19 protein-coding genes are annotated in these 24,324 nt (G+C 59.5%); 11 read left to right on the forward strand and 8 right to left on the reverse strand.

Annotated elements, in window-relative coordinates; translation table 11 throughout:
- The first annotated feature begins 1 nt into the window (after position 1).
- Genes rbfA through ribF form a run of 4 tightly spaced genes read left to right on the forward strand, consistent with a single transcriptional unit; the run spans position 2 to position 3,171 of the window.
- Entirely contained in the window at positions 2-385 is a 384-nt protein-coding gene (gene rbfA, locus U8U01_RS05675; protein ID WP_322172429.1) for a 30S ribosome-binding factor RbfA, read from the forward strand.
- Positions 372-1,355 carry a DHH family phosphoesterase gene (locus U8U01_RS05680; protein ID WP_322172431.1) on the forward strand — a complete coding sequence of 328 codons (984 nt, stop codon included), beginning with the start codon at positions 372-374 and terminating at the stop codon, positions 1,353-1,355. Before rbfA ends, U8U01_RS05680 begins: the two co-directional genes overlap by 14 nt.
- Positions 1,352-2,257 carry a tRNA pseudouridine(55) synthase TruB gene (gene truB / locus U8U01_RS05685; protein WP_322172433.1) on the forward strand — a complete coding sequence of 302 codons (906 nt, stop codon included), beginning with the start codon at positions 1,352-1,354 and terminating at the stop codon, positions 2,255-2,257. Before U8U01_RS05680 ends, truB begins: the two co-directional genes overlap by 4 nt.
- Positions 2,258-2,268: 11 nt before the next feature.
- Positions 2,269-3,171 (forward strand): riboflavin biosynthesis protein RibF, encoded by a 903-nt coding sequence (gene ribF, locus U8U01_RS05690; protein WP_322172435.1) that lies wholly within the window; start codon positions 2,269-2,271, stop codon positions 3,169-3,171.
- Between the two features lie 45 nt (positions 3,172-3,216).
- Here ribF and U8U01_RS05695 read toward each other — a convergent pair whose 3' ends face one another.
- Positions 3,217-3,711, reverse strand: a complete 495-nt coding sequence (locus tag U8U01_RS05695; protein ID WP_322172437.1) for a P-loop nucleotide/nucleoside kinase family protein — start codon at positions 3,709-3,711, stop codon at positions 3,217-3,219.
- A complete protein-coding gene (locus U8U01_RS05700) occupies positions 3,699-4,178 on the reverse strand; it encodes an acyl-CoA thioesterase (RefSeq protein WP_322172439.1) in 480 nt (159 codons plus the stop codon). Before U8U01_RS05700 ends, U8U01_RS05695 begins: the two co-directional genes overlap by 13 nt.
- A 1,333-nt stretch (positions 4,179-5,511) precedes the next feature.
- Between U8U01_RS05700 and U8U01_RS05705 the strand changes: the two genes are divergently transcribed.
- The 7 genes from U8U01_RS05705 to prmC all read left to right on the forward strand — a co-directional run bounded on the left by U8U01_RS05705 (position 5,512) and on the right by prmC (position 15,594).
- The gene (locus U8U01_RS05705) at positions 5,512-8,427 is read left to right on the forward strand and encodes an acyl-CoA dehydratase activase-related protein (protein WP_322172440.1); all 2,916 of its coding nucleotides are present in this window, start codon (positions 5,512-5,514) and stop codon (positions 8,425-8,427) included.
- A gap of 388 nt (positions 8,428-8,815) precedes the next feature.
- On the forward strand, positions 8,816-10,057 hold the full coding sequence (locus U8U01_RS05710) for a 2-hydroxyacyl-CoA dehydratase (protein WP_322172442.1): 1,242 nt from the start codon (positions 8,816-8,818) through the stop codon (positions 10,055-10,057).
- A 73-nt stretch (positions 10,058-10,130) separates the two neighbouring features.
- Positions 10,131-11,492: a hypothetical protein gene (locus U8U01_RS05715; RefSeq protein ID WP_322172443.1), complete on the forward strand. Its 1,362-nt coding sequence runs from the start codon at positions 10,131-10,133 to the stop codon at positions 11,490-11,492.
- A 25-nt stretch (positions 11,493-11,517) separates the two neighbouring features.
- On the forward strand, positions 11,518-12,222 hold the full coding sequence (locus tag U8U01_RS05720) for a response regulator transcription factor (protein WP_322172445.1): 705 nt from the start codon (positions 11,518-11,520) through the stop codon (positions 12,220-12,222).
- A 135-nt stretch (positions 12,223-12,357) separates the two neighbouring features.
- Positions 12,358-13,767, forward strand: coding sequence for a sensor histidine kinase (locus tag U8U01_RS05725; protein WP_322172447.1), 1,410 nt, complete (start codon positions 12,358-12,360; stop codon positions 13,765-13,767).
- Between the two features lie 49 nt (positions 13,768-13,816).
- Entirely contained in the window at positions 13,817-14,749 is a 933-nt protein-coding gene (locus tag U8U01_RS05730) for a DUF1385 domain-containing protein (protein WP_322172449.1), read from the forward strand.
- Complete coding sequence (gene prmC / locus U8U01_RS05735) at positions 14,746-15,594, forward strand: peptide chain release factor N(5)-glutamine methyltransferase (RefSeq protein ID WP_322172450.1); 849 nt, start codon at positions 14,746-14,748, stop codon at positions 15,592-15,594. The genes U8U01_RS05730 and prmC overlap by 4 nt, the downstream gene beginning before the upstream one ends.
- 78 nt (positions 15,595-15,672) lie before the next feature.
- Here the strand turns inward: prmC and U8U01_RS05740 are convergent, their stop codons facing one another.
- From U8U01_RS05740 to U8U01_RS05765, 6 genes are all read right to left on the reverse strand, one after another.
- Positions 15,673-16,290, reverse strand: coding sequence for a regulatory protein RecX (locus U8U01_RS05740; RefSeq protein ID WP_322172452.1), 618 nt, complete (start codon positions 16,288-16,290; stop codon positions 15,673-15,675).
- On the reverse strand, positions 16,287-17,459 hold the full coding sequence (recA, locus tag U8U01_RS05745) for a recombinase RecA (protein WP_322172454.1): 1,173 nt from the start codon (positions 17,457-17,459) through the stop codon (positions 16,287-16,289). The genes U8U01_RS05740 and recA overlap by 4 nt, the downstream gene beginning before the upstream one ends.
- A 135-nt stretch (positions 17,460-17,594) precedes the next feature.
- A complete protein-coding gene (gene ptsP, locus U8U01_RS05750) occupies positions 17,595-19,361 on the reverse strand; it encodes a phosphoenolpyruvate--protein phosphotransferase (RefSeq protein ID WP_322172456.1) in 1,767 nt (588 codons plus the stop codon).
- A gap of 178 nt (positions 19,362-19,539) precedes the next feature.
- The gene (locus U8U01_RS05755) at positions 19,540-21,141 is read right to left on the reverse strand and encodes an O-antigen ligase family protein (RefSeq protein WP_322172458.1); all 1,602 of its coding nucleotides are present in this window, start codon (positions 21,139-21,141) and stop codon (positions 19,540-19,542) included.
- A 514-nt stretch (positions 21,142-21,655) separates the two neighbouring features.
- Complete coding sequence (locus U8U01_RS05760; protein ID WP_322172460.1) at positions 21,656-23,128, reverse strand: pyruvate carboxylase subunit B; 1,473 nt, start codon at positions 23,126-23,128, stop codon at positions 21,656-21,658.
- Between the two features lie 20 nt (positions 23,129-23,148).
- Entirely contained in the window at positions 23,149-24,315 is a 1,167-nt protein-coding gene (locus U8U01_RS05765; protein ID WP_322172461.1) for a sodium ion-translocating decarboxylase subunit beta, read from the reverse strand.
- Between the last annotated feature and the right edge of the window lie 9 nt (positions 24,316-24,324).

A 24,324-nucleotide genomic window follows, 5' to 3' on the forward strand; every position in this document is an offset into this window, starting at 1 on the left:
CATGCCTACCAATAAGCTGGGCCGCATCACCGAGGACGTCAGCCGGGAGCTCTCGGCCATTATCCGCGAGTTAAAAGACCCCCGGGTCACCGGCTGCCTTTTAAGCGTGGTGCGGGTAGAGGTCACCAACGACCTCTCCTATTGCACCGCCTATGTCAGCACCGTAGAGGGCCTGGCGCGCACCCAAGAGGCCGCCAAGGGCCTCAAATCCGCGGCGGGCTATATCCGCCGGGAACTGGGCCACCGGCTCAGCCTGCGCCATGTGCCGGAGCTGCTCTTTAAGCCCACCGATTCCATCGAGTACGGGGCCAATATCTCCCGGCTGCTCCACGGCCTGGATATCCCCGCGCCCACCGGGGAGGACGAAGAAAATGCTGGACTGTAAAGAAACCGCCGCCCTTTTGCGGGGCTGGGACGATATCCTGGTCATCTGCCACGAAAACCCGGACGGCGACGCCCTGGGCTCCCTGTTCGGCCTGGTGCGGGGCCTGCGGGCCCTGGGCAAGCAGGCCGGCTGGTACTGCGCCAGCCCCCTGCCCAAAAAGTTCGCCTATCTGGCCGAAGGCCTGCCGCCCCCGGTTGCCCCCCTGGCCAAACCCGCCCATATACTCACCGTGGATGTGGCCGACCAAAAACTCCTGGGCGATGCCTGGGAAAAGTTCGGCCCCCACATCCCCTTGGCCATCGACCACCACGGCGTGCACCGGCCCTTTGCCGGGGCCTGCTGGGTAGACCCCCAAAGCGCCGCTACCGCCGAGATGGTCTGGCTGCTGCTTAAGGAGCTCGCCGCCCCCACAGACGCCGCCACCCTGGGCTGCCTGTACACCGGCCTTGTCACCGACACCGGCTGTTTCCGCTACCGGAACGTGACCCCCCGCACCCTGCGTATTGCCGCCGATTTGCTGGAGCAGGGCGCCCCTGCCGGGGATATCAACCAGCGTATTTATGAAAGCAAAAACCTGGCTGCTGTCCGGGCCGAGGTCATGGAGCTGAACACCCTGGAGGTTTTCTGCGGGGGCAAATGCTCCATGATCCAGATCCCCCGGTCCATCCTGGAGGCCACCGGCGCGGACGAAGGGGACATGGACGGCAGCGTAGGCCGCGCCGCTGCCGAGATCGAGGGCGTGCTCCTCTTTGTAAGCCTCAAGGAAAGGGAGGACGGCAGCATCAAGGCCTCCCTGCGGGCCAGCCCCCCGGCCAACGCGTCGGTCCTTGCCCAGCGTTTCGGGGGCGGCGGCCACACCGGGGCCGCGGGCTGCCCCCTGGACGGCCTGGACATGGCCGGGGCCCGGCTGAAAATGATAGAGGCCTGCACCCAGTATCTGGCCGAGATAGGATGTGCTCCCTCCCCATGAACGGCGTTATCGTAGTAGACAAGCCCCAAGGTTTCACTTCCTTCGACGTGGTGGCCCTCATGCGGGGCCTTGCCAAAGAGCGGAAGATCGGCCACACCGGCACCCTGGACCCTATGGCCACCGGGGTGCTTCCCCTGCTGCTGGGCAAAGCCGCCAAAGCCGCCAGCCTGCTGCCGGATACGGAAAAGGCCTACCAGGCCGCCTTCCTCCTGGGTCAGCGGTTTGATACCGGCGATGTCACCGGCCGCCTGCTCCAAACCGACCCCACCCCCGTGCCCCGCCCCCTGCTGGAGCAGGCCCTGCCGGGGTTTTTGGGGGATATCCTGCAAGTCCCGCCCATGTACTCGGCGGTGTCCGTAAACGGCCAGCGGCTCTATAAGCTGGCCCGCCAGGGGGTAGAGGTAGAGCGCCCGGCCCGCCCGGTCCATATCAGCCGGCTGGTGCTGGAGTCCTACGACGAAACCACCCGCCAGGGCGTGCTGTCCGTGTCCTGTTCCCAGGGCACGTACATACGCACCCTCATCGAGGACATCGCCCAGGCCGCCGGCACCCTGGGGGCCATGTCCGCCCTGCGGCGCACCCAGGCCTGTGGTTTTCCGGCCGATGCCGCCCTGCCCCTGCCCCGGCTGCGCCAACTGGCCGCCGAAAACCGCCTGGCAGAGGCCCTCCTCCCCACCGCCGCCCTGTTTCAGGCGTACCCGGCCACCACTGTCACCCAGGGGCAGGCCGTGCGTTTCTGCAACGGCGGCAGCCTGGATCTCGCCCGCCTGCCCCTGCCCAAAACCGCCCTTTCCCCCGGCCAGCGTTTCCGGGTTCTGGGCCCTGCCGGGGCCTTTCTGGGCCTGGCAGAGGCCCAGCCGGCCACCGGCCAGCTCAAATTTCTCAAACTTTTCGCAGAATAGGGGGTGCCGCCATGCAAGTGTTCGAAACTCTGGACCTCCCCGCCCAGCCGGCCTGTTCCGTGGCCCTGGGCGCCTTCGACGGCCTGCACCGGGGCCATATGGCCGTCATACAGGCCGCGCTGGCCACCCGGCTGGAACCGGCGGTATGCACCTTCCGCTCCAGCCCTTCCGGCGAGCCCATGCTCGCCACCCCTGCCCACAAGGCCCTGCTGCTCCGGCAGGCCGGCGTCCGGCGGCTCTACACGCTGGATTTCCCCTCCGTCAAAGCCATGCCCCCCCAAACCTTTGTGGAAGACGTCCTCTTCCGCCGCCTCCATGCCCGTCACCTCTGTTGCGGCGAGGACTTCCGTTTCGGCCATGCCGCTTCTGGCGATGCCAACCTGCTGGCCCAGCTCTGCCGGGCCGGGGGCGTCACCCTGTCCGTCCTCCCCCCTGTCACCGAGGGCGGCGAAAAGATCAGCTCCACCCGCATCCGCCAGGCCATCCGTGGGGGGGATATCCCGCTGGCCAACCGCCTGCTGGGCCGCCCCTTTGGTTTCACCCTGGAGGTCATCCACGGCAACCACTTGGGCTCCACCCAGTTGGGTGCGCCCACCATCAACCAGGCCCTACCGGCGGGCTTTGTGCTGCCCCGTTTCGGGGTATACGCGGCCTGGTGCCGGGTGGGGGGGCAGGCATACTATGGCGTATGCAATATCGGGGTCAAGCCCACCGTGGGCTCGGACTGCGTCCTGGCCGAAACCTGGATGCCCGATTTTTCCGGCGACCTCTACGGCCAGGAGATCCCCGTCAGCCTGCTGGCCTTCATCCGCCCGGAGCGCAAATTCCCCTCCCTGGAGGAACTCCGGGCCGAGATCCACCGCAACGCCCGCCAGGCGCAGGCCATCGCCCAAACCCTACAAACGGCCCCGTAAACAACCAAAAGGCCCTCCAAGGCACAAACCTTGGAGGGCCTTTCTTTATGGAGCCGGCTGATCTCCACCCGGCCTAACCACCACATCCATCTCACCGGGTTCCGGCGGCTGAAAGCTGGCAGCCAGCTTGCCCAGCAGCCCTTCGTCCACATAATAGCTGTTGTCCTCCCCGGCCAGCACCGCGGCATTGCGCCGGGCGATGTTCTCCTGCCACACCGCCGCGGGCACGTCTATATAGTGCCACTGGGTGGCTATCCCCCTCTCCCGGAAGAACCCTTCCGCGGCCGCCCGGCTGTCCCTGGTCCAAAAGCCCCAGTCCAGCACCACGCCGGCCCCAGCCCCGGCAATTTGTGCCGCCAGGTCCAGCAGGTACCCCTGTACCGCTTCGCACACCCGGTCGTGGTCCTCCCCCAAAGGCCCCAGCCGGGTCGTAAACTCGTCCACCGAAAGCAGCACCCTGTCCCCTTCTTTCAGCAGTTTCCGGCAGTACCAGCTTTTCCCGCTGGCAATTTTCCCGCACACCAATATCACGTTTGCCATTCCAATCCCTCCTTATCTACAGCCGCCTCTGCCAGTTGATGGTACGACGGCATCGCCTTGGCCAGCGATACCGGCCGGCCCGCCCGGTTGATAAAGCAGTGGGTGGTCCGCCCCTGGCAGCGGGGTTGGCCCGTAGCCCTGTCCCGCACCTGGTAGCCAAAGGCAATGCGGGTACGGGTGTAGCTCTCCAGCCGCACCAGCACCTCCACCGTGTCCCCAAAGCGGCACATGGACTGGTAGCGCGCCTCCACGCTAAGCACCGGGCTCACGATCCCCGCCGCCTCCAGCCCCTCATAGGGGAATCCCATCTCCTGCATAAAGTGGACCCGCGCCTCCTCAAACCACCGTATGTAGTTGGAGTGGTGCACACAGTCCATCCGGTCCGTTTCATAATAAAATACCCCCCGCACATACACCACGCTAGCCACCTGCACACCTCCCTGCATATCGCTTCTTTTTTGCGGCACCTTTGCCTCCAGCGCCTTTGCCTCCGGCGGCCCAAGGGGCTTTGCCCCTTGGGAATCCCCACCACCTTTGCCTCCGGCGGCTTAGGGGCGTTGCCCCTAAGAACCCCACCACCTTTGAAAAGGTGGACGAAACTTTCTGGTTCGCCTTCCTTCAACGCATCATTTCCAATGCACCTCAATAACACTCCAAATTATCTTATTATAATCTTCTTAATTTATTTATTTCAATTCATTGCATATAATCTCGAACATAATATAATAAAAATAAAATAAAAAGTATAAGTCAGCAAATATTTTCGAGTCCCCCAAAACCGGCGGCCATATGAAACGACAAAAAAGCAAAGCATAAAAGTTTTGTCCACTTTTTCAAAAGTGGTGGGGATTCCCAAGGGGTGAAACCCCTTGGGCCGCCGGAGGCCACCGAAGACACAAAAAAGCTGGTAATACCTTGCAAAGACCGGGTTGGTATCTGGGGGATATCCCCGTGATAACCTGGGAAGAATGCCTGGCTATCCCTTGGGAAGTTGGGGCTAACTGGCCTGTTTTTCAGGGTTTTTGGCACTTTGGCGGGTTTGCCCGCCCGAAAACCTGTCCTCCTGGCGGCCATAATTGGGCCATATCCGCAATATATTGTAACATACCCCACCCCCAAATGCAAGGAACCCCGCCCGTATTTTTTCCTGGCTTTTTCCGGCCAAAAACAGCAGAAATAGTGGTTTTTTACTATAAATCAAAGCAAAAAGCACCATATATTGTTATTGCTCCATGTGTTGATTTTTGGGTCGAAAAATGGTATCATCTTAGTATGCACTCCACTCGCCACGCCAAAGGCAAGGGCAACCTTCGCCTCACCCGGCAGCCCTCCTGCCCCCACAACTACATTGACAGGCGAGGTATCATGTGTTATACTGTACCATATATAGTGTATTTCTCCACTTTTTTGTGTTTTCACCACAAGCGCAACCGATGACATCATCCCCACAAGCGCCCCGCCCACCACGCCAAAGGCAAGGGCAGCCTCCGCCTCACCCGGCAACCTCCCTGCCCCACAACTACATTGACAGGCGAGGTATCATGTGTTATGCTGTACCATATATAGTGCATTTTTCCGCTTTCCTCAAGTTTGCACCACAAGCGCAACCGACGACATCATCTCCACAAGCGCCCCGCCCACCACGCCAAAGGCAAGGGCAACCTCCGCCTCACCCGGCAACCTCCTTGCCCCCACAGCTACATTGACAGGCGAGGTACCATGTGTTATACCGCACCATATATAGTGTATATCCCTACTCTCAGCAAGGCAATACCACAAGAAAGGATGTAACCGCAGGCAATGAAGATAGGTTTGGATGTGGGCTCCACCACCCTAAAATGCGTGGTATATGAGGGGAACGACCCCGTTTTTCAAGAGTACCAGCGCCATTACTCCCAAATAGCAGAAAAAGCCTCCGCTATGCTGGTCCAGGTGATGGAGAAGTTCCCCAACGAAAAGTCCGCCGGGCTGTGCGTTTCCGGCTCTGCGGGCATGGGCCTGGCAGAAGACCTGGGCATTCCCTTTGTCCAGGAGGTTTTCGCCACCCGCATGGCGGTAAAGCGCTATCTCCCCGAAGCCGATGTAGTCATTGAACTGGGCGGCGAGGACGCCAAAATCCTCTTCCTTTCCGGCTCCATGGAGGTGCGCATGAACGGCTCTTGCGCAGGCGGTACCGGGGCTTTTATCGACCAAATGGCCACCCTTCTGGACATCACTCCCACCCAACTGGACGAGATCGCCGGGGAGAGCAGCCGCACCTACAGCATTGCCTCCCGCTGCGGGGTGTTCGCCAAATCAGACATCCAAGCCCTCCTAAACCAGGGGGCCCAAAAGGGTGATATTGCCGCCAGCATCCTAACCGCCGTGGTAAACCAGACCATTGCCGGGCTGGCCCAGGGCCGGGAGATCACCGGCCAGGTGGTGTATCTGGGCGGGCCCCTCACCTTCTTCCCCCAACTGCGCCGGGCCTTTGACAGCACCTTAGGGGTAGAGGGCATATGCCCGCACGGCTCCCTGTACTATGTAGCGGCCGGGGCCGCCCTCTCCGAGGGGGGCAAAACCTTCGACCTCCGGGAGATCACCAAAAAAATCCGGCAGTACAGCTCCAGCCATGCCTACCAGAGCAGCGAGGCCCTGTTTGCCAATCAGGCGGAATACCAGGCCTTTGTGGCCCGCCACCAAAAGGACAGCGTACCCACCAACGCCAAGCTTACCCGGGACGGCACCGCCTATATCGGCATAGACGCGGGCTCTACCACCGTCAAGGCCGTGGCCATCAACGCCAAGGGGGAGATCGCCGCCAGCCGCTACCTGCCCAATAACGGCAACCCCGTGCCTCTGGTGCGGGATTTCCTGCGGGATCTGTACGCCAGTTGTCCCGGCATCCGCATCCGGGGGGCCGCCTCCACCGGCTATGGGGAGGAGATCATCAAAAACGCTTTCCGGCTGGACTTTGGCCTGGTGGAAACCATGGCCCATTTTACTGCCGCCAAGCGTTTCCTGCCAGAGGTGGACTTTATTATTGATATCGGCGGCCAGGACATCAAGTGTTTCAAAATCAAGAACGGCGCCATTGACAACATCTTCCTCAACGAAGCCTGTTCCTCCGGCTGCGGCTCCTTTTTACAGACCTTTGCCGGGGCTCTTGGCTATAATATGGCCGATTTCGCCAGCCAGGGCCTGTTTGCCGAAAGCCCGGTAGACTTGGGTTCCCGGTGCACGGTGTTCATGAATTCTTCCGTCAAGCAGGCCCAAAAGGACGGGGCCAGCCTGGGGAATATCTCCGCGGGCCTCTCCATGAGCGTGGTGAAAAACGCCCTGTACAAGGTCATCCGCGTTACCGACGCCAAAAGCCTGGGCAGGCATATCGTGGTGCAGGGGGGCACCTTCTTAAACGACGCGGTATTGCGGGCCTTTGAGAAAGAGATCGGCCAAAACGTCACCCGCCCCTCTGTGGCCGGTCTGATGGGCGCCTACGGCGCGGCCCTCTACGCCATGGACCGCCAGCGGGACGCGGACGCAGGCAGCAAAATCCTGTCCCCGGAAGAGTTGGAGGCATTCAGCCATCAGGTCAAGGCCATCAACTGCAACGGCTGCCAAAACCACTGCCGCCTGACGGTAAATACCTTTGCCGGGGGCGCCCGTTACATTGCCGGCAACCGCTGCGACAAGCCCCTGCAAAAGCACAGCCCCACCGCCGCCTATAACCTGTATGACTACAAAAAGGAGTTGCTGGCCGCCTACCAGCCCTGTAAGGGGGCGCGGGGCACCATCGGCATACCCATGGGCCTGAACCTGTTCGAGTTATACCCCTTCTGGCACCGGTTTTTTACCAGCCTGGGCTTTGGGGTGGTGCGGTCACCGGCTTCTGACCGCCAGTTGTACCTAAATGGGCAGCATACCATCCCCTCAGACACGGTATGCTATCCGGCCAAGTTGATGCACGGGCATATCGAGGCCCTGCTGGATATGAAACCCGATGCCATCTTCTACCCCTGTATGAGTTATAACTTTGACGAAGGCAAGGGCGATAACCACTATAACTGCCCGGTAGTGGCCTATTACCCAGAGGTGCTGGACGCCAACGTATCGGCGCTGTCCGAAACCAAATTCATCTACGACTACGTAGGCCCCCACCGGCGGAAGGATTTCCCCCGGAAAATGGCCGCCATACTGGCGCGCTACTTCCCCCGCATCAGCGAAAAAGAGGTAAAAGCCGCCGCAGACGCAGCCTACCAGGAATATGCCGATTATATGGAGAAAATCCGCCAAAAGGGCCGGGCATACATGGACTATGCCAAAACCCACGGCCTGCCGGTGGTGGTGCTGGCAGGCCGGCCCTACCACCTGGACCCGGAGATCAACCACGGCATTGACAAGCTGGTGTGCGAGTGCGGCGCGGTAGTGGTAACAGAGGATTCCGTTAGCGACCAGGTAGAAAAATTCTCCACAACGGTGCTGAACCAGTGGACCTACCATGCCCGGCTGTACGCTGCCGCCAAATATGTGGTAGACAACCAAGATCCCCGCGTCAACCTGGTGCAACTGGTCAGCTTTGGCTGTGGCGTAGACGCCATTACCGGCGATGAAGTGCGCTCCATTCTGGAGGAGGGCGACCGCATCTACACCCAAATCAAAATTGATGAGATCACCAACCTGGGCGCCGTCCGCATCCGCCTGCGCAGCCTCTTCGCCGCTTTGGGGCTGGGGGAATAGCCCTTCTTGGCCGGCCTCCGGCGATATAGCGTTGGTTAGCTCCCCTTAAGGGGCCCACTATCGCATACCCGCTAAGCCTCCTTGCACACGCGCATGAAAAAGGCCCCACCTGCGCCATTCTTTTCCAGGCCATAGATTTGACCCTATCCCCCTCATCCCCCGTACCACAAAAAATCAAACACAAAAAACAAAAAGAAAAATATAAAGACCGCCCCCGGCGCGTCCACTCCCGCAAGCATTCGCGCCGGGCCACATAAAAGTCTTTGAAGATTCTTAAGGAACTTTCTACAGAAAGTTCCTTAAGCCGCCGGAGGCAGCCCAAACCGGAGGCCGCCCAAACCGGAAACAGCCCCGAAAAGACCCAGCCCAAAAACAGAAAGGAAAGCATATGGCCGACAATGAGAGCCGGGTAGAATTTACCCGGGAAATGAAGAAAGACTACACCATCTTGACGCCCAACATGGCGCCCATCCATTTTGAACTGATCAAGAACGTGTTCAACAGCTATGGGTACCACCTGGACTTGCTGCAAACCACCGGCAGGGAGATTGTGGACGAGGGCCTAAAGTACGTCCACAACGACACCTGCTACCCGGCGCTGCTGTCTATCGGGCAGCTCATGCACGCCCTGCACAGCGGCAAGTACGACCTGCACAAGGTCGCGCTGATCATGACCCAAACCGGCGGCGGGTGCCGGGCCAGCAACTACATCCACCTGCTGCGCAAAGCCCTGAAAAAGGACGGGCTGGACTACATACCCGTTATTTCCCTGAACCTCTCCGGCCTGGAGAGCAACAGCGGATTTAAGGTTACGCTGCCCATTTTGCGCCGGGCCATTGCCGCCCTGACCTACGGCGACCTGCTGATGCTGCTGAAAAACCAAACCAAGCCCTATGAACTTATCCCCGGCGAGAGCGACCGGCTGGTAGAAGAGTGGATCCAAATCCTGACCGGCCTGTTTGAGCAGGGCAAAGCCTTTACCCAGCGGGAGGTGCGGGCGCATTTTGACCAGATCACCCAAAGCTTTGCGGAGATAAAAATCGAGAAAACGGAGAAACTAAAGGTAGGCGTAGTGGGGGAAATCTACGTGAAGTACTCTGCGCTGGCCAATAACGGGCTGGAGGACTTCCTATTCCGCCAGGGCTGCGAGGTAATGGTGCCGGGCATTATGGGTTTTATGATCTTTAAGGTTGATAACCGCCTGGAGGACATTGCCCTGTACGGCGGCAGCGAGGCCAAAAAACAGCTATGCACCATGCTGAAGTGGTATTTCACCAAGTTTGAGTCCGACCTGATTGGTTCCGTGAAAAAGCACCCCCAGTTTACGGCCCCTACCCCCTACGCCCATTTAAAAGAGCTGGCCGGGGAGGTTATCGGCCACGGGTGCAAAATGGGCGAGGGCTGGCTTTTGACCGCGGAGATGATGGAACTCATTGAGAACGGCTACGAAAACGTGGTGTGCACCCAACCCTTTGGTTGCCTGCCCAACCATATTGTAGGCAAAGGGATGATCCGCAAAGTAAAAAACGTGTACCCGCAGGCCAATATCGTCCCCATTGACTATGACCCCAGCGCTACGCAGGTCAACCAGGAAAACCGCATCAAACTGATGCTTTCTGTGGCTACGTAAGGCCGTTTCACGTAGCGGACGGCATAACCCCCGCCAGAGGGCGCGGGCATGATAAGGGAAAGGAGCGCTTGTCGTGAAAAGAATATTTCTGCTGCTGGTCCCTTTCCTGCTGTTTATGGAACTGCCCAGTTGTTCGTTTACCGGGCTCTCCGCCCAAAACCTGATGTCCCCCCCCAAGTCCAACGCCGACCAGCAGGCAATTTACCGGCTGATGCAGGGGTCACAGACAGACGTTACCTTTATCTACCCCAGAAACGGCGAGTACCGCTCCGCTATTATTATGCGGGACTTTACCGGCGACGGCATAGAGGATGCCATTGGGTTCCATGCTGTAGAGGACAGTGGTGTGGAGGTGCAGTTTTTGCGCAAAGAGGGCCAGGAATGGACAACCGCCGCGGCTTTTACCAATATTGCCACCCAGGTAGACCGGGTCTGCTTTGGGGCTACGCCGGAGGGCCGGGACGCTGTGTTCATCGGCTGGGGGAGCACTGCCGGCGCCACCGGGCGCACGGCCTCGGTAAACGCCTACCTGTATGACGGCAACGGCATGGTAGACGAATACCCCCTGGGTGTTTACGGTGAACTGGCTGTCACCGACTTTGACGGGGATGGGGTCAACGAGCTGTTTACCATCGACAAATTTGTGCCCCCTGAGGAAGAGGGCGCCGAGCCCACCCCTGCCCGGGCCAAGCTGTTTACCTTTGACCAGGCGGGGCGGCCCCAGGAGGCTGCCGGCGTAGACGCCAACAATGATATTTCCAACTACTCCGCCATGACCTTTGGCGCGCTGAACGCCACGACCAGGGGGGTGGTGGTGGACGGCTCTACCGCTGACGGTAGCATGAGCACCCAGGTCTTTCTTTTCGACGGGGAGAGGCTGGTCAACTACCCCACCGGCGTAAATGGGGAGGGCTATGAAAATGAGTACGCCCGGCCCTCTACCACCCAATTTGCCGCCAGGGACATCAACGGGGACGGCTACATTGAGATACCTGCCGTTACCCGCCTGCCGGGTATTTCGGAGGATGTGGCGCTGGACTCCACCAGCTATATGGTAGAGTGGAAGGCCCTGACCCCCCAAGGGGAGAGCCGCCTGGTACTGCGGGCCCTGATGAACCCCCGGGAGAATTACTGGTTCCACTTGCCGTACAAGCTGCTGGGCCGGGTGTGTGCCACCAATGATGTGGAGCGCCGCACCGTAACCTACACCGAGGTCATCACAGGGGAGGACGGCAGCCAGTTGTTGGGGGGCAAGCTGTTCTCCATACGGGTGTTTACCCAAACAGCCTGGGAGAGCCGTGGGGAGTTCAGCGGCTACACCATGCTGGCCGCCGAAAATGACTCGGTATACGGCATACAGATCACCACCAAAAACGAGCAAGACCGGCTGTGTGCGGAGGAGATTGCCAGGGACTTTAAGCTGTTGACGGAGTAAAACCATCAAAAAGGAGGCCATTGCCGTGAAACGGGTACTGGTTGCGGAGGACGAGCAGAATATCAGGGAATTTGTGGTGATCAACCTGCAACGGGCCGGGTATGAGATACTGGAGGCCGAAAGCGGCGACCAGGCCCTGGAGCTGTACGAACGGGGAGGCGGGCAGTTTGACGTGGTGATTCTGGACATTATGATGCCCGGCGCCCACGACGGCCTGGCCGTGTGCCGGGAACTGCGGGGCCGCAACCCCTCGCTGGGCATTATTTTGCTGACTGCCAAGACCCAGGAGATGGACAAGGTAAGCGGCCTGATGATGGGCGCCGACGACTATGTGACCAAGCCCTTCTCCCCCTCTGAACTGGTGGCAAGGGTGGACGCGGTGTACCGGCGGGTGGCCCTGGCTGCCGAGCAGAACCAGGCAGTACGGCGGGACGAGGTACGGTCCGGGGTATTCTCCCTGAACCTGCGGGACCGCTCCTTCAGCAAGGACGGCAAGGCCATTGAACTGACCCAGGTGGAATTCCAGATTATGGAGTACTTTTTAGAGAATCCGGGCCTGGCCCTGGCCCGGGGGGACATCCTGCGGCACGTGTGGGGGCCCAGCTATGTGGGGGAAGAAAAGATTGTGGACGTGAACATCCGGCGGCTGCGGATGAAGGTGGAGGATGAGCCCTCTAACCCCCAGCACATTACCACCGTGTGGGGGCTTGGCTACCGCTGGAAGGCGTAGGCTTTAGACCTACAAGGCGTGCTTTTTTGACACGGAAACTTTCCTATGTACCCGGCTGTGCAGCCTTTGTGCCCATGGCCCATGCAGGCTGTCCCCGGTACACGTTTCTCCCACTTTGCCCAAAGGAGGCCGGCTATGTTTACCCGCAGCATCCCCCGCCGCTGGTTTGTCAACACCATTGGCGCGGTGTTCGTCATTTTGGTGGTCTTTGTTTCCACCCTCTCCGTGATGGTGCAAAGTTCCACCTACAACGGCATCGAACTGGCCCTTACCGGCCGTATGGACGAATTGCTCAACTGGCTTTCCGGCAGTTCGCGGGGCTATAAGACCTCCGAGTTCGCGGCCATTACACGGGACTATGTTGAAAACTACTTTCAAGATAAGTCGAAAATGGAGATCATGGGCCTCTCAAAGGATGGGCGGGTCTTTATCACCTCCACCGGGTTTGAGCCGGACCGGGAGCAACCTATGCCCGACTACAGCATGGCCCTCACCAGCCCCGATTCCTCCGGCAAATGGGTGGGGGAGTTGAACACCGGCGAAAAAGTGATGGCCATCACCCGCGCCGTGCGGGACGAAAATGGTATCCTCATTGGGTGCATCCGCTATATGGTATCCATGGAGCGGGCCGACCAGCAGACCCAGATGGTGATCGTGATCCTGATCGTGGCCGGGCTATTTATTATGCTGCTGCTTACCTTCTCCGGTATGTACTTTATCCGCTCTATTTTGGTGCCCGTGCGCCAGGTCAGCCAGACTGCCCGGCAGATCGCCCAGGGGGACTTTGACGTGCGCATCAAAAAAGCCCGCAACGACGAGATCGGCCAGTTATGCGACACCATCAACGATATGGCCGGGGAACTGGGGGCCGCGGACCGCATGAAAAATGAGTTCATCTCCTCTGTTTCTCATGAACTGCGCACCCCCCTTACCGCCATTAAGGGTTGGGCCGAAACCCTGCGGGACGGGGCGGACAAAGCCACGGAGGAGAAGGGTATGTCCGTGATCATCCGGGAGTCGGAGCGGCTTTCTGGGCTGGTGGAGGAACTGCTGGATTTCTCCCGCCTGCAAAACGGGCGGATGCAACTGGTCAGCGAGCGGATGGACATCCTGGCAGAACTGGACGAGGCCGTGTACCTATTTACCGAGCGGGCCCGTACCGAGGGCAAGGAGCTGATCTATGAGGAAAATATCTCCCTGGCCCCGGTGTATGGCGACCGCAACCGGCTGCGGCAGGTATTTGTCAACATAATCGACAATGCCCTAAAGTATACCAACGCCGGCGGCTCGGTTACGGTTTCCTCCCTGCTGGAGGAGGAACAGGTGCGGGTGATGGTGCAGGACACCGGCTGCGGCATCCCGGCGGAGCATCTGCCCAACGTTAAAAAGAAGTTTTATAAGGCCAACCAGTTGGTACGGGGCTCTGGCATTGGCCTGGCCGTGGCAGACGAGATCATCGCCATGCATAACGGCTTGCTGGAACTGGAGAGCCGCGTGGGCAAAGGCACCAAAGTCACCATTACGATCCCGCTGTGCAAGGCTTAGCGCCCCTTCCCTATTTTCTGGTTTATCCCCATAACAAAGGAGTTGTCCTATGGCTAAAAAAATTACCACGATCGGCGGCCAGGCCCTTATGGAGGGCATTATGATGGTAGGGCCCAAACGGGTCACTGCCGCTTTTTGCGACGAGCAGGGCCGCATCACCACCGAGGACATTGTGTCCGAACGCCTGACCAAGAAATACCCCATTTTGGGTAAGCCCTTTATCCGGGGCGTCTTTGCCATGATCGACACTTTCCGGCTGGGCTACAAGGCCCTCTCCCTTTCCGCCGATAAGATCACGGGCGGAGAAGAGGAGGAGCTTACCGGCCTGGATAAATGGCTGGACGACCATCTGGGCAGCAAAGTTACCGGGGTTATTATGGCCATTGGCTCGGTGCTGGGGGTGGCCTTAGCCATTGGGCTGTTTTTTATGCTGCCCACCTTCCTCTTCAACCTGTTGCAGGGCCTTACCGGCGATATCTCCGGCTGGCGTTCGGTATTTGAAGGGGTACTGCGCATCGCTATTTTTGTAGGGTACATCCTGCTGATCTCTTTGATGCCGGACATCCGGCGGGTGTTCCAGTACCATGGGGCTGAACATAAGACCATCTTCTGCTACGAGGCCGATTTACCCCTTACGGTGGAGAATGTCCGGGCACAAGGGCGTTTCCACCCCCGCTGCGGCACCAGCTTTATGGCCCTTATGCTGCTGCTGGGGATCATCTTGGGCTTTTTTATCCCTTTCTCCAACCCGGTGCTGCGCACGGTGGTCAAGCTGCTGTGCATCCCGGTCATCGTAAACATCGGGTATGAGGTGCAGAAGTTCTGCGCCCGCCATGACAGCGCTTTTTCCCGCATTATAACCGCCCCCGGGCTGTGGATGCAACGCATTACCGTCAGGGAGCCGGACAGCCGGATGATCGAGGCGGCCATTGCCGCTATGGAGGCGGTCATCCCTGAAAACGGCGAGGATCTGGTACAATGACGTACCAGGCGCTGTACAGGGAGGCACGGGCCCGCCTGGCAGAGGCCGGTATAGATTCCCCCGGCTTTGACGCGTCCGTGCTGGCAGAGAAGTTTTTAGGCGCCGGCTGGCCCGCTCTGTCCCTTAAGGGCGAGGAACCTGTGCCCGCCCCGGCAGAGGGGGCCTTCCGGCAGGCCGTGGCCCAGCGGGCAGCCCGCCGTCCCCTACAGTACATTGTGGGGGAGTGGCCCTTTATGTCCCTGACGCTGGCCGTGGGCGAGGGGGTGCTCATCCCACGGGAGGACACTGCCGTGGTGGTCGAGGCCTTAGCCGCCCAGTTGGCAGATGTACGAGCCCCGCAGGGGCTGGATCTATGCAGTGGCACCGGGGCTGCCGGGCTGGGGCTTTGCTCCCTGGTGCCTGCGGCAGGGGCCTGTGTAGAGGTGTCTGATATGGCCTTGGGCTATTTGCGGAAAAACCTGGCCCGTTACCCCCAGTATGCCCTAAAGGCTGTGCAGGCTGATGTATTGGCCCCAGAAACCCCTGCCCTATTTGCCGGGGGGCTGGATTTTTTGCTGGCAAACCCCCCTTATATTGCCGCGGATGAACTGCCCAGCCTACAGCCTGAGGTACAGCGGGAACCCGCCCTGGCGCTGGACGGGGGCGGGGACGGGTTGGTATTCTACCGGGCTATGGCGAAAAACTGGCTGGCCCTGCTGCGGCCCGGTGGGGTACTGGCCGTAGAGATTGGCGACACCCAGGCCGGGGCGGTTTGCGGGATCTTCCGGGCCGCAGGGATGGACAGGCTATCGGTATACAAGGATCTGGCCGGGCTGGACCGGGCCGTGCTCTGTACAAAGCCATAAAGGTGCAAAAAGCGTCCGCATAACCTGCGGGCGCTTTTCCTTGTCATAAACTGGCGTGCCGGGGGGGGGCAGACTGCCTCAATCCCAGTCCTCTTCCTCTTTCATGCCGTGGCGGATCTGCTCATAGCTATAGCCCAGCCGCTGTAGGCCGTTAATGGCCCGGCGGCGCTGCTTTTCGTCCTCCCGCCAGCCGGGGTACTTCCGCTCCAGCACCTGGCGGAGGTTCTCCTCCTGCAACTCGCCCGCATATTCCGCCAATAGCTGGTCAATCAGCTCGCTGTCAATCCCCTTCAGCCGCAACTCCTGCCGTACCCGGTAGGGGCCGTATTTTTTACGGGTAAACAACTCCTTGGCCCGGCGGCGGGCATAGTTTTCGTCATCGACCAGGCCCAGTTCTTCCATCCGCTGGGCCGCTGCCTGGGCAGCCTCTACAGAGGCCGCTGTGCGGGCGATCTTCTCCGTCAACTCTTTTTTGGAATGATCCCTGTGCTCCAGCAGGTACAGGGCCTTTTCATTGGCCCGGCGGGCATCAGAGGCTAAAATCAACGCATGAAGTTCCTCGTCCGTCAGCGTATCTCCGGGCCGCAGGCCAGCCTGTAGGTAGGTTTCCGTGTCCACCTTCACGGCAGGCTCACCGTCTATGTATAGCTGCGTCAGCCGGTGGCGGCGGGGTTCGGCGGCAGTCAGTTCCATCATTCGTCATCCACCGTGATGTCCAGGTTTAACTGGTCGCTGGGAACAGGCCGAGAGGCTTTGGCAGGGGCAGCGGGCTCCTCCGTAGCGGTTTCCTCTGCCGGGGCCGCTGCGGGTTTAGCGCCCGGCTTGGCGAACAGCTTATCTACATTGGCACGCACCTGGGCCTCTATCTCCTTGGCGGTTTCCGGGTTGGCGGTAAGGAAGTCCTTCACCTTCTCGCGGCCCTGGCCAATGCGCTGGCCATTGTAGGAGAACCAGGAACCGCTTTTCTGGATCACTTCCAACTGGACGGAGATGTCGATCAGCTCACCCATGCGGGAGATGCCCTGGCCGTAAAGCACGTCAAATTCTGCGGTGCGGAAAGGCGGGGCAACCTTGTTCTTTACCACCTTGGCCTTTGTGTGGGCGCCAATGACCTCTGTCCCGCTTTTTATCACTTCCCCTTTGCGCACGTCAATGCGCACAGAGGCATAGTATTTCAGGGCCCGGCCGCCGGTGGTCACCTCAGGGCTGCCGTACATAACGCCCACCTTCTCCCGTAGCTGGTTGATAAAGATGGCCACGCAGTTGGACTTGGAGATCGCCCCGGCCAGTTTCCGGGTGGCCTGGCTCATCAGCCGGGCCTGCAAGCCCACGTGCGAGTCACCCATATCCCCTTCAATCTCCGCCCTGGGCACCAGCGCCGCTACGGAGTCAATAACGATCACATCAATGGCGTTGGAACGCACCAACGCCTCGGTGATCTCCAAGGCCTGCTCGCCGGTATCCGGCTGGGAAACCAGCAGGCTTTCCACATCCACCCCCAGATTCCCGGCATAGATCGGGTCCAGGGCGTGTTCTACGTCAATAAAAGCCGCGTTGCCCCCCAGTTTCTGCCCCTCTGCCACACAGTGCAGGGCCAGCGTGGTCTTACCGGAGGATTCGGGTCCGTATATCTCCACAATACGGCCCCTGGGCAGGCCGCCGATACCCAGCGCCATATCCAGCGAAAGGGAGCCGGTAGGGATGGACTCCACGTTTAAATAGGAGTTCTGGCCCAGCCGCATGACCGCGCCCTCGCCAAACTGTTTCTTTATCTGAGAAAGCGCGGTGTCCAAGGCCTTCAGACGATCCGCGCTTTTTGTGATATCCGCCCTGGTAGAAATGGGGGCTTGTTTCTTTTCGGCCATTCTAACATCCTCCTTATGCTGCCTGCTGCTTACGCAATATCTTGTATAAGATAATTATACAGGAAATCACCGGGAAAAGCAATAGCATGGGGAAAATATCATGGGCCTGGGCAGCCTTGCCAAGGCCCATGCGCCTTATTCTTCCCCAACAGCTTTGGCCATAAGCCTAGCCACTTCCCCTTCGGTAGCAAGCCCCAGGGCCTGGACGGCCAGTTGTTTGGTTTCCGCCCGGCTCCACCGGGAGATAGCGCCCCGCACCTGTACCACCATTGCCGCCGACACACTAAAACTGCTGACCCCAAAGGCCATCAGCAAGGGGATAAGCCGGGGGTCTGCGGCGGCCTCCCCACAGATGCTTACAGGTATACCGGCCCCGGCGCCGCAGCGGATAATGTGCCGTAGGCACCACAGCACCGCCGGTTGCAAGGCCGAATGCAGGCCTGCCACCCGAGGGTTGCCCCGGTCACAAGCCATTAAGTAGCCGGTCAGGTCATTGGTGCCGATGCTGAAAAAGTCTGCTACTGCCGCCAGATGTGCGGCCATAACCGCAGCGGCGGGGGTTTCGATCATAACCCCCAAAGGTAGGCTTTCCGCATGGGGCACCCCTTGTGCCTCCAGTTGCGCTGCGGCCTCGGCCAACAGGCTGCGGCTGGCCAGCACCTCTTCTACCGTTGTAACCATGGGCAAAAGGATCCGCAAATCCTGCCCTTCTCCGGCCCGCAGCAGGGCCCGTAGCTGGGTGAGGAATACCTCCCGGTGGCCAAGACACCAGCGGATGCCCCGTGTCCCCAAAAAGGGGTTGTCTTCCTCGTACTGTTCCAGGCAGGGAACCTGCTTATCTCCGCCAATGTCTAAAATACGCACAACCACCGGCCGCCCCCCCGCACCCTGCACGGCCTGGGCATAGGCTGTATACTGCTCCTGTTCATCCGGCGGAACCTCCCGGTTCATAAAAAGGTATTCGGTGCGGAATAACCCGATACCCTCGGCTCCTGCCTCAACGGCCCTAGCCGCGCCACAGGGCATGGTGATGTTGGCATACAGGCTATAGGTTTCGCCGCTGGCTGCCTGGGTCTTTCTATCCCGGAAGTGCTCCATTTGCTGCCGCCTGGCAAGGAAAGCGTCACGCCGGCGGCTGTAATCCGCAATCACCCCGGCGGCCGGCGAGCAGATCACCTCGCCCAGGCTGCCATCCACAATGACCAGGCCTCCCCCGGCCAGGGCCTGCATAGCGCCGGCCACACCGCACACGGCCGGCACACCCAGCGCCCGGGCCAAAATGGCCGCATGGGACGTCTGCCCACCCCGCTCCGTAACAATCCCCACAATATGCTCCCGATCAATACCCGCCATTACAGAAGGGCTCAATTCTTTTGTGACCAGGATGGTATCTTTCGGGATGCCGCATAGATCTGTGTCCTCCACCCCCAACAGCACGCACAGCAGGGCATGGCACATATCCCGGATATCCGCAGCGCGCAGCCTGGTCAATTCGTCGTGGGATTCCGAAAAAGTTTCTATGTAGCGGTCGCAGGTAGTTTGCAGGGCAGTTTCGGCACAAATCCCGTTCCCAATCATACCGGCCAACTCCTCTTGCAAGCCAGGGTCGCTGATCATTTCGATATGTGATTCCAAAATATGCGCGCCTTCACACCCGGCCGACCGGTGAAGCTGTTCTGCCTGCCGGGCCGTATTGCGGCAAAAGGTTCCTACGGCCTGTTTCAGCCGCTCCAATTCCGTGTTTGGGTCGATGGGGCGGCTGGGGTCAAAATACAGGCTCTGCTCCTGTAGCAACATAACCTGCCCCAGGCCTATGCCTTGAGAAACAGCAATACCTTGCAGCATGGGAGTCACCTCGCTCACATTGATAATGGCGTTCATGATGGGCTCCCAGGCTGCCATCCCGGCCGGGAGAGCAGCCTGGAAACAAGGGTTTGTGATATCTTACACGGTTGCATGATATATCATCTATTCTTATAGTCGGAATTTTTTTACAGAAAGTAAGGCTTTTTATGCAAAAGCGCGAATTAATTTGAGGAAAATGAAACCAGTTTTGTAACCGGGCGGAAGAGCCCTTTGCCTACCGCCCAGACACGCCCTTCCTCTGTAAGACCGGGCCCGGACGGGAGGCGGTTAGGCTGAAGAGGCAGGCCGCCGAAAGGGCAAAGTAGATGGTTACATTGGGCCGGCGCAGCACATTGCCGGAAATTTGGGCGGCCAGCACGGCCAGCAGGAAACTTATGCCCATTGCCCCCATTTCTATGGTGAGGAACCGGCATAGCCCCAGCCAAAGGCCTTTCAGCCACCGAAGGGGGCCGGCCTTGCCGCCTTCTGCGGCAGCCGCTTGCAGGCCGCTTTGCAGCTCGCCCCCCAGGGCCCGCAGCACGACAAACACAAATACCCCAAAAAATGCCAGATAGAGGGCAAAGCCGATATAGCCCGTGTTATAGAACACCGCCGGAAAATCATTTTCCAGGTCATAGATGGCATCACCGTACAGGAAGTCGCTGTACTCAAAGCCCAGGAAATGGGTGAGCACGTCTTTTTCCTGCCACACCAGCCGGGCAAAGTTCAGCTTGCGTTCCCGCGTATCAGACAGTACGCTGGACAGGTCTGTGTGGTGGTAAGCCTGCATAACATTATAGGCGCCAAAACGGGCGTTCAGGTTCTTGGTCATAAACCCATATACCCCGTCATCCGCGTAGATGCCCATCAGGGCCCGGCGCATTAGGGCAACCTGCTTTTCCTTGGGGGGGATGATTTCTATCTTTTCATCCAGCTTGCCGTCGTTGCGGATCATCCCCCGCACCTCGTCGCTGGCCCCGCTGTTTTCCAGGCTCTCTTCCAACATGGAGCCATAGATATCCTGGGAGTAGTCCGTCAACCTCGCCCGCTCCGCCATAGGCGATTGGCCCCGGAACACCACGGTCAGCGCCAGCAGCACCAGCAGGGGGAGTACGTATTTTAGCGACTGTTTTTTTAGTTGCACCAAGAACAAGAATATATATGCCCCACAAATGATAAATATGGAGTAAAAATTTAGTTTGGTGCCTGTTACGAACATCAGGCCCACGGCCAAAACCGCCCCCAACAGGTACAGGGGGTATTTGCCGGCCTGGTACGCCCAGTAGATCAGCAAGGGCGCGGTAAGCACGATAATAGCGCTTTGCGCGCTGGGCGTGGCGAACCACCCAAGCACCCCTACCCGGATGCTCTCGTAGGTGTACACCCCGTGGCCCATCAGCCAGGGCAGGGCTGTAAACAGGATGATCTCCCCAAAGGCGATGGCCGTGCCCAGGGCAAAATACCGCCGTAAACTGGGGGCCGTACGCAGTATGGTGATGAAGGTCAGGGCAAAAATGGGGAAGTTTACCATCCGCAGCAGGTTCCCTGTGTCCTGCACCACCGAAATGTAGCCAATGCGGTAGCAGTTTGCCACATGGGCTACCCAAAAACCGGCGATCACCCCGTAAAAGGCCAGGTAGACCTTTTTGGCGTCGCTGAGGAAAAAGCCCAACAGCGCCACTGCCGCCAGCATCCCGAACCGCAGCAGGGTGGAGAACGCGTTACTGCCCCGTAAACCAAGGAAATAGGACAGTACGTCCAGCGGCGGCTGGATTGCCACCAATATGACCACTATAAGGGACATTTTCCCCTCTATGATCCCCTTCAGCTTGCCCAACGGCCCCGCCTCCCTTTTACAGATTTTTAATGTTATTATACCACCTTTTTCCCCATCCTACAAGGCTAAATATTTTTTGGCCGCCGGCACAAGGCCGCGGGACCCTGTCCCGCACCCTGCGGCCCCTTTTGAAAAAGGGGTCAATCAAGAGGGGTCGATCCTAAAACTTTTTTCTATGGTATGGGGGGGGATTTATCCCTATAACCAGAAAATGCATAAATATGCATTTTTCCTTTTGGAAACACCCGGCTGGGTGGTGGTTTTTTCTGCAAGTGGAGATACCAGGGCCTGCAAATTTTGCCCTTGAGGGCGAAAAAAGCCACGGTTTATGGCCGGTTCTCCAGCAGATAGTAAGCAGGTATTGGGCAGATATTGGGCAGGTCTTGAGGGGATAGCAGGCAGGTATGCGGCGGGTAGGGAGGGGGGCCTTTCGCCCTGGGCCCCCAATTTTGCTTTACCTGCGCAAAAAGCCCGGCACCACAGAAGGCGCCGGGCTTTCCCATTACGGTTTAACTTAGAAGTTCCCGCCGGTCAGGTCCTCTACAACCAGGTTGCGGGGGCCGTTATTGGCAGCGGCAGGGGCTGCCGGGGCCGGTGCCGCCGGTGCGGCAGGCGCCGGGGCCGGGGCAGCGGGAGCCGCCGGGTGGGGATTATCCCGCCAGTCGAAGAACTTGCCGGCCACCTGGGGGAAGAGGGCGTAGCTAAGGGTGTCCTCCTCGCAGTGGCCGATGCCCTTCTCTTTGCACTCGGCCCGGAGTTTCTCCATCTCCGGTTTCAGCAGGTCGGCGGGGCGGCAGGTGATCACATCGTCATTGCCGATGCACTTCTTGCGCACTTCCTCGTTGACCTGGCCGGGCAGGTTGCCGTACTCGCCACGAAGAAGGCCCTTGGACTCTTTGGAAACCATCTTGTAGCGCTCGCCGGAGAGCACGTTCAGCACCGCCTGGGAGCCAACGATCTGGCTGGTCGGCGTAACCAGGGGCGGATAGCCGAAGTCCTCCCGGACACGGGGTACCTCTTCCAGCACGTCGTAGTATTTATCCTCGGCATTGGCCTGTTTCAACTGGCTGATCAGGTTGGAGAGCATACCGCCCGGCACCTGGTACAGCAGGGTGTTTACATCCACCTTCAACACTTTGGGGTTGATGTCCAGCTTGGCGGCCACGTCACGGAAGTGGGCGGCAGCCTCGGAAAGCTTGTTCATGTCCAGGCCGGTATCCCGGCTGGTGCCCCGCAGGGTGGCCACCATGGCCTCGGTGGCGGGCTGGCTGGTGCCGTTGGCCAGGGGGGAGAGGGCGCAGTCCACAATGTCCACCCCGGCCTGGGCGGCCATCAGGTTGGTCATGTCGCCGGTGCCGGTGGTGTTGTGGGTATGCAGGTGGATGGGTACGCCCACATTCTCCTTCAGCTTTTTCACCAGGGAGTAGGCGTCATAGGGCAGCAGCAGGTTGGCCATGTCCTTAATGCAGATAGAGTCGGCGCCCATTTTCTCCAGCTCCATAGAGAGTTTCACAAAGTAGTCCTCGCTGTGCACAGGGCTTTTGGTGTAGCTGATGGCTACCTCGGCAAAGCCGCCGTACGCTTTTACAAACTTTACCGCTGCCTGTACGTTCCGGGGGTCGTTCAGCGCGTCAAAGATACGCACCACGTCGATACCGTTTTCCAGGGACTTCTTGACGAATGCCTCCACCACGTCATCTGCGTAGTGCCGGTAGCCCAGCAGGTTCTGGCCGCGCAGCAGCATTTGCAGCCGGGTGTTGGGCAGGCCCTTTTTCAGGGTGCGCAGGCGCTCCCAGGGGTCTTCGTTCAAAAAGCGCATACACACATCAAAGGTGGCGCCGCCCCAGCACTCTAAAGACCAGTAGCCGATGCTGTCCAGCAAAGGCAGCACGGGCACCATGTCCTCCAGCTTCATACGGGTGGCCGCCTGGGACTGGTGGGCGTCACGCAGGATGGTATCCATTATCTTCAGGGGATTTTTAGCCATAATTTAAGATAACCTCCTTCTCAACCAAATAGCGCCATAAGCACGCCGGCCGCAACGGCGGAGCCAATAACGCCCGCCACGTTGGGACCCATTGCGTGCATCAGCAGGAAGTTGGAGGGATCCTCCTTCTGGCCTACCACCTGGGATACACGGGCGGCCATCGGTACTGCGGACACGCCGGCGGAACCGATCAGCGGGTTTACCTTCTCTTTGCTGAACACGTTCATCAGCTTGGCCAGCAGCACGCCGCCGGCAGTGCCCATGCCAAAGGCCACAATGCCCATGCCCAAAATCAGCAGGGTGTCGGGCTTAAGGAAGTTCCCCGCCGTAGCGGTGGCGCCCACAGAGATGCCCAGGAAGATCGTGACGATGTTCATCAGCTCGTTCTGGACGGTTTTGTTCAGGCGCTCTACCACGCCGCTCTCCTTCATCAGGTTGCCCAACATCAGGCAGCCCACCAGGGCCGCGGCAGAGGGCAGCATGAAGGACACGAAGATGGTGACGATGATGGGGAACAGGATCTTTTCCGTTTTGGAAACAGGCCGCAACTGTTTCATCTTGATGCGGCGCTCCTCTTTGGAGGTCAAGGCCTTCATAATAGGCGGCTGGATGACCGGTACCAGGGCCATGTAGCTGTACGCGGCTACGGCGATGGGCCCCAGCAGGTGCGGGGCCAGCCGGGCAGTGGTGTAAATAGCCGTGGGGCCGTCCGCACCGCCGATGATGCCGATGGAGGCAGCCTCTGGCCCGGTAAAGATGGTGAGCCGGGCGGCTACATAAGTAATGAAGATACCCAACTGGGCGGCAGCGCCCAACAGCAGGGTCTTGGGGTTGGCGATAAGGGGGGCAAAGTCTGTGCCCGCGCCCACGCCTACAAAGATGAGGCAGGGGTAGATGCCCAGCTTGACGCCCAGGTACAGGTAGTCCAGCAGGCCGCCGTGGCCGGTACCCAGCTCGGCCCAGTTGATGACGCCGTCCGCAAAGAACTCGGCGTGGTACATCCCGGCGCCGGGCAGGTTGGTCAGCAGCATACCAAAGGCAATGGGCAGCAGCAGCAGGGGCTCAAACTTTTTGACAATGGCCAGGTAGAGCAGCACACAGGAGATGAGGATCATCACCAGGTCCAGGGGCTCTTTGGCCACAATGGCAAAGCCGGTGCTTTGCAAAAAGGTCTGTATAGCGTCCATTCAGGTTAC

The organism is Acutalibacter caecimuris (assembly GCF_034335085.1).
Classification (GTDB): Bacteria; Bacillota; Clostridia; order Oscillospirales; family Acutalibacteraceae; genus Acutalibacter; species Acutalibacter caecimuris.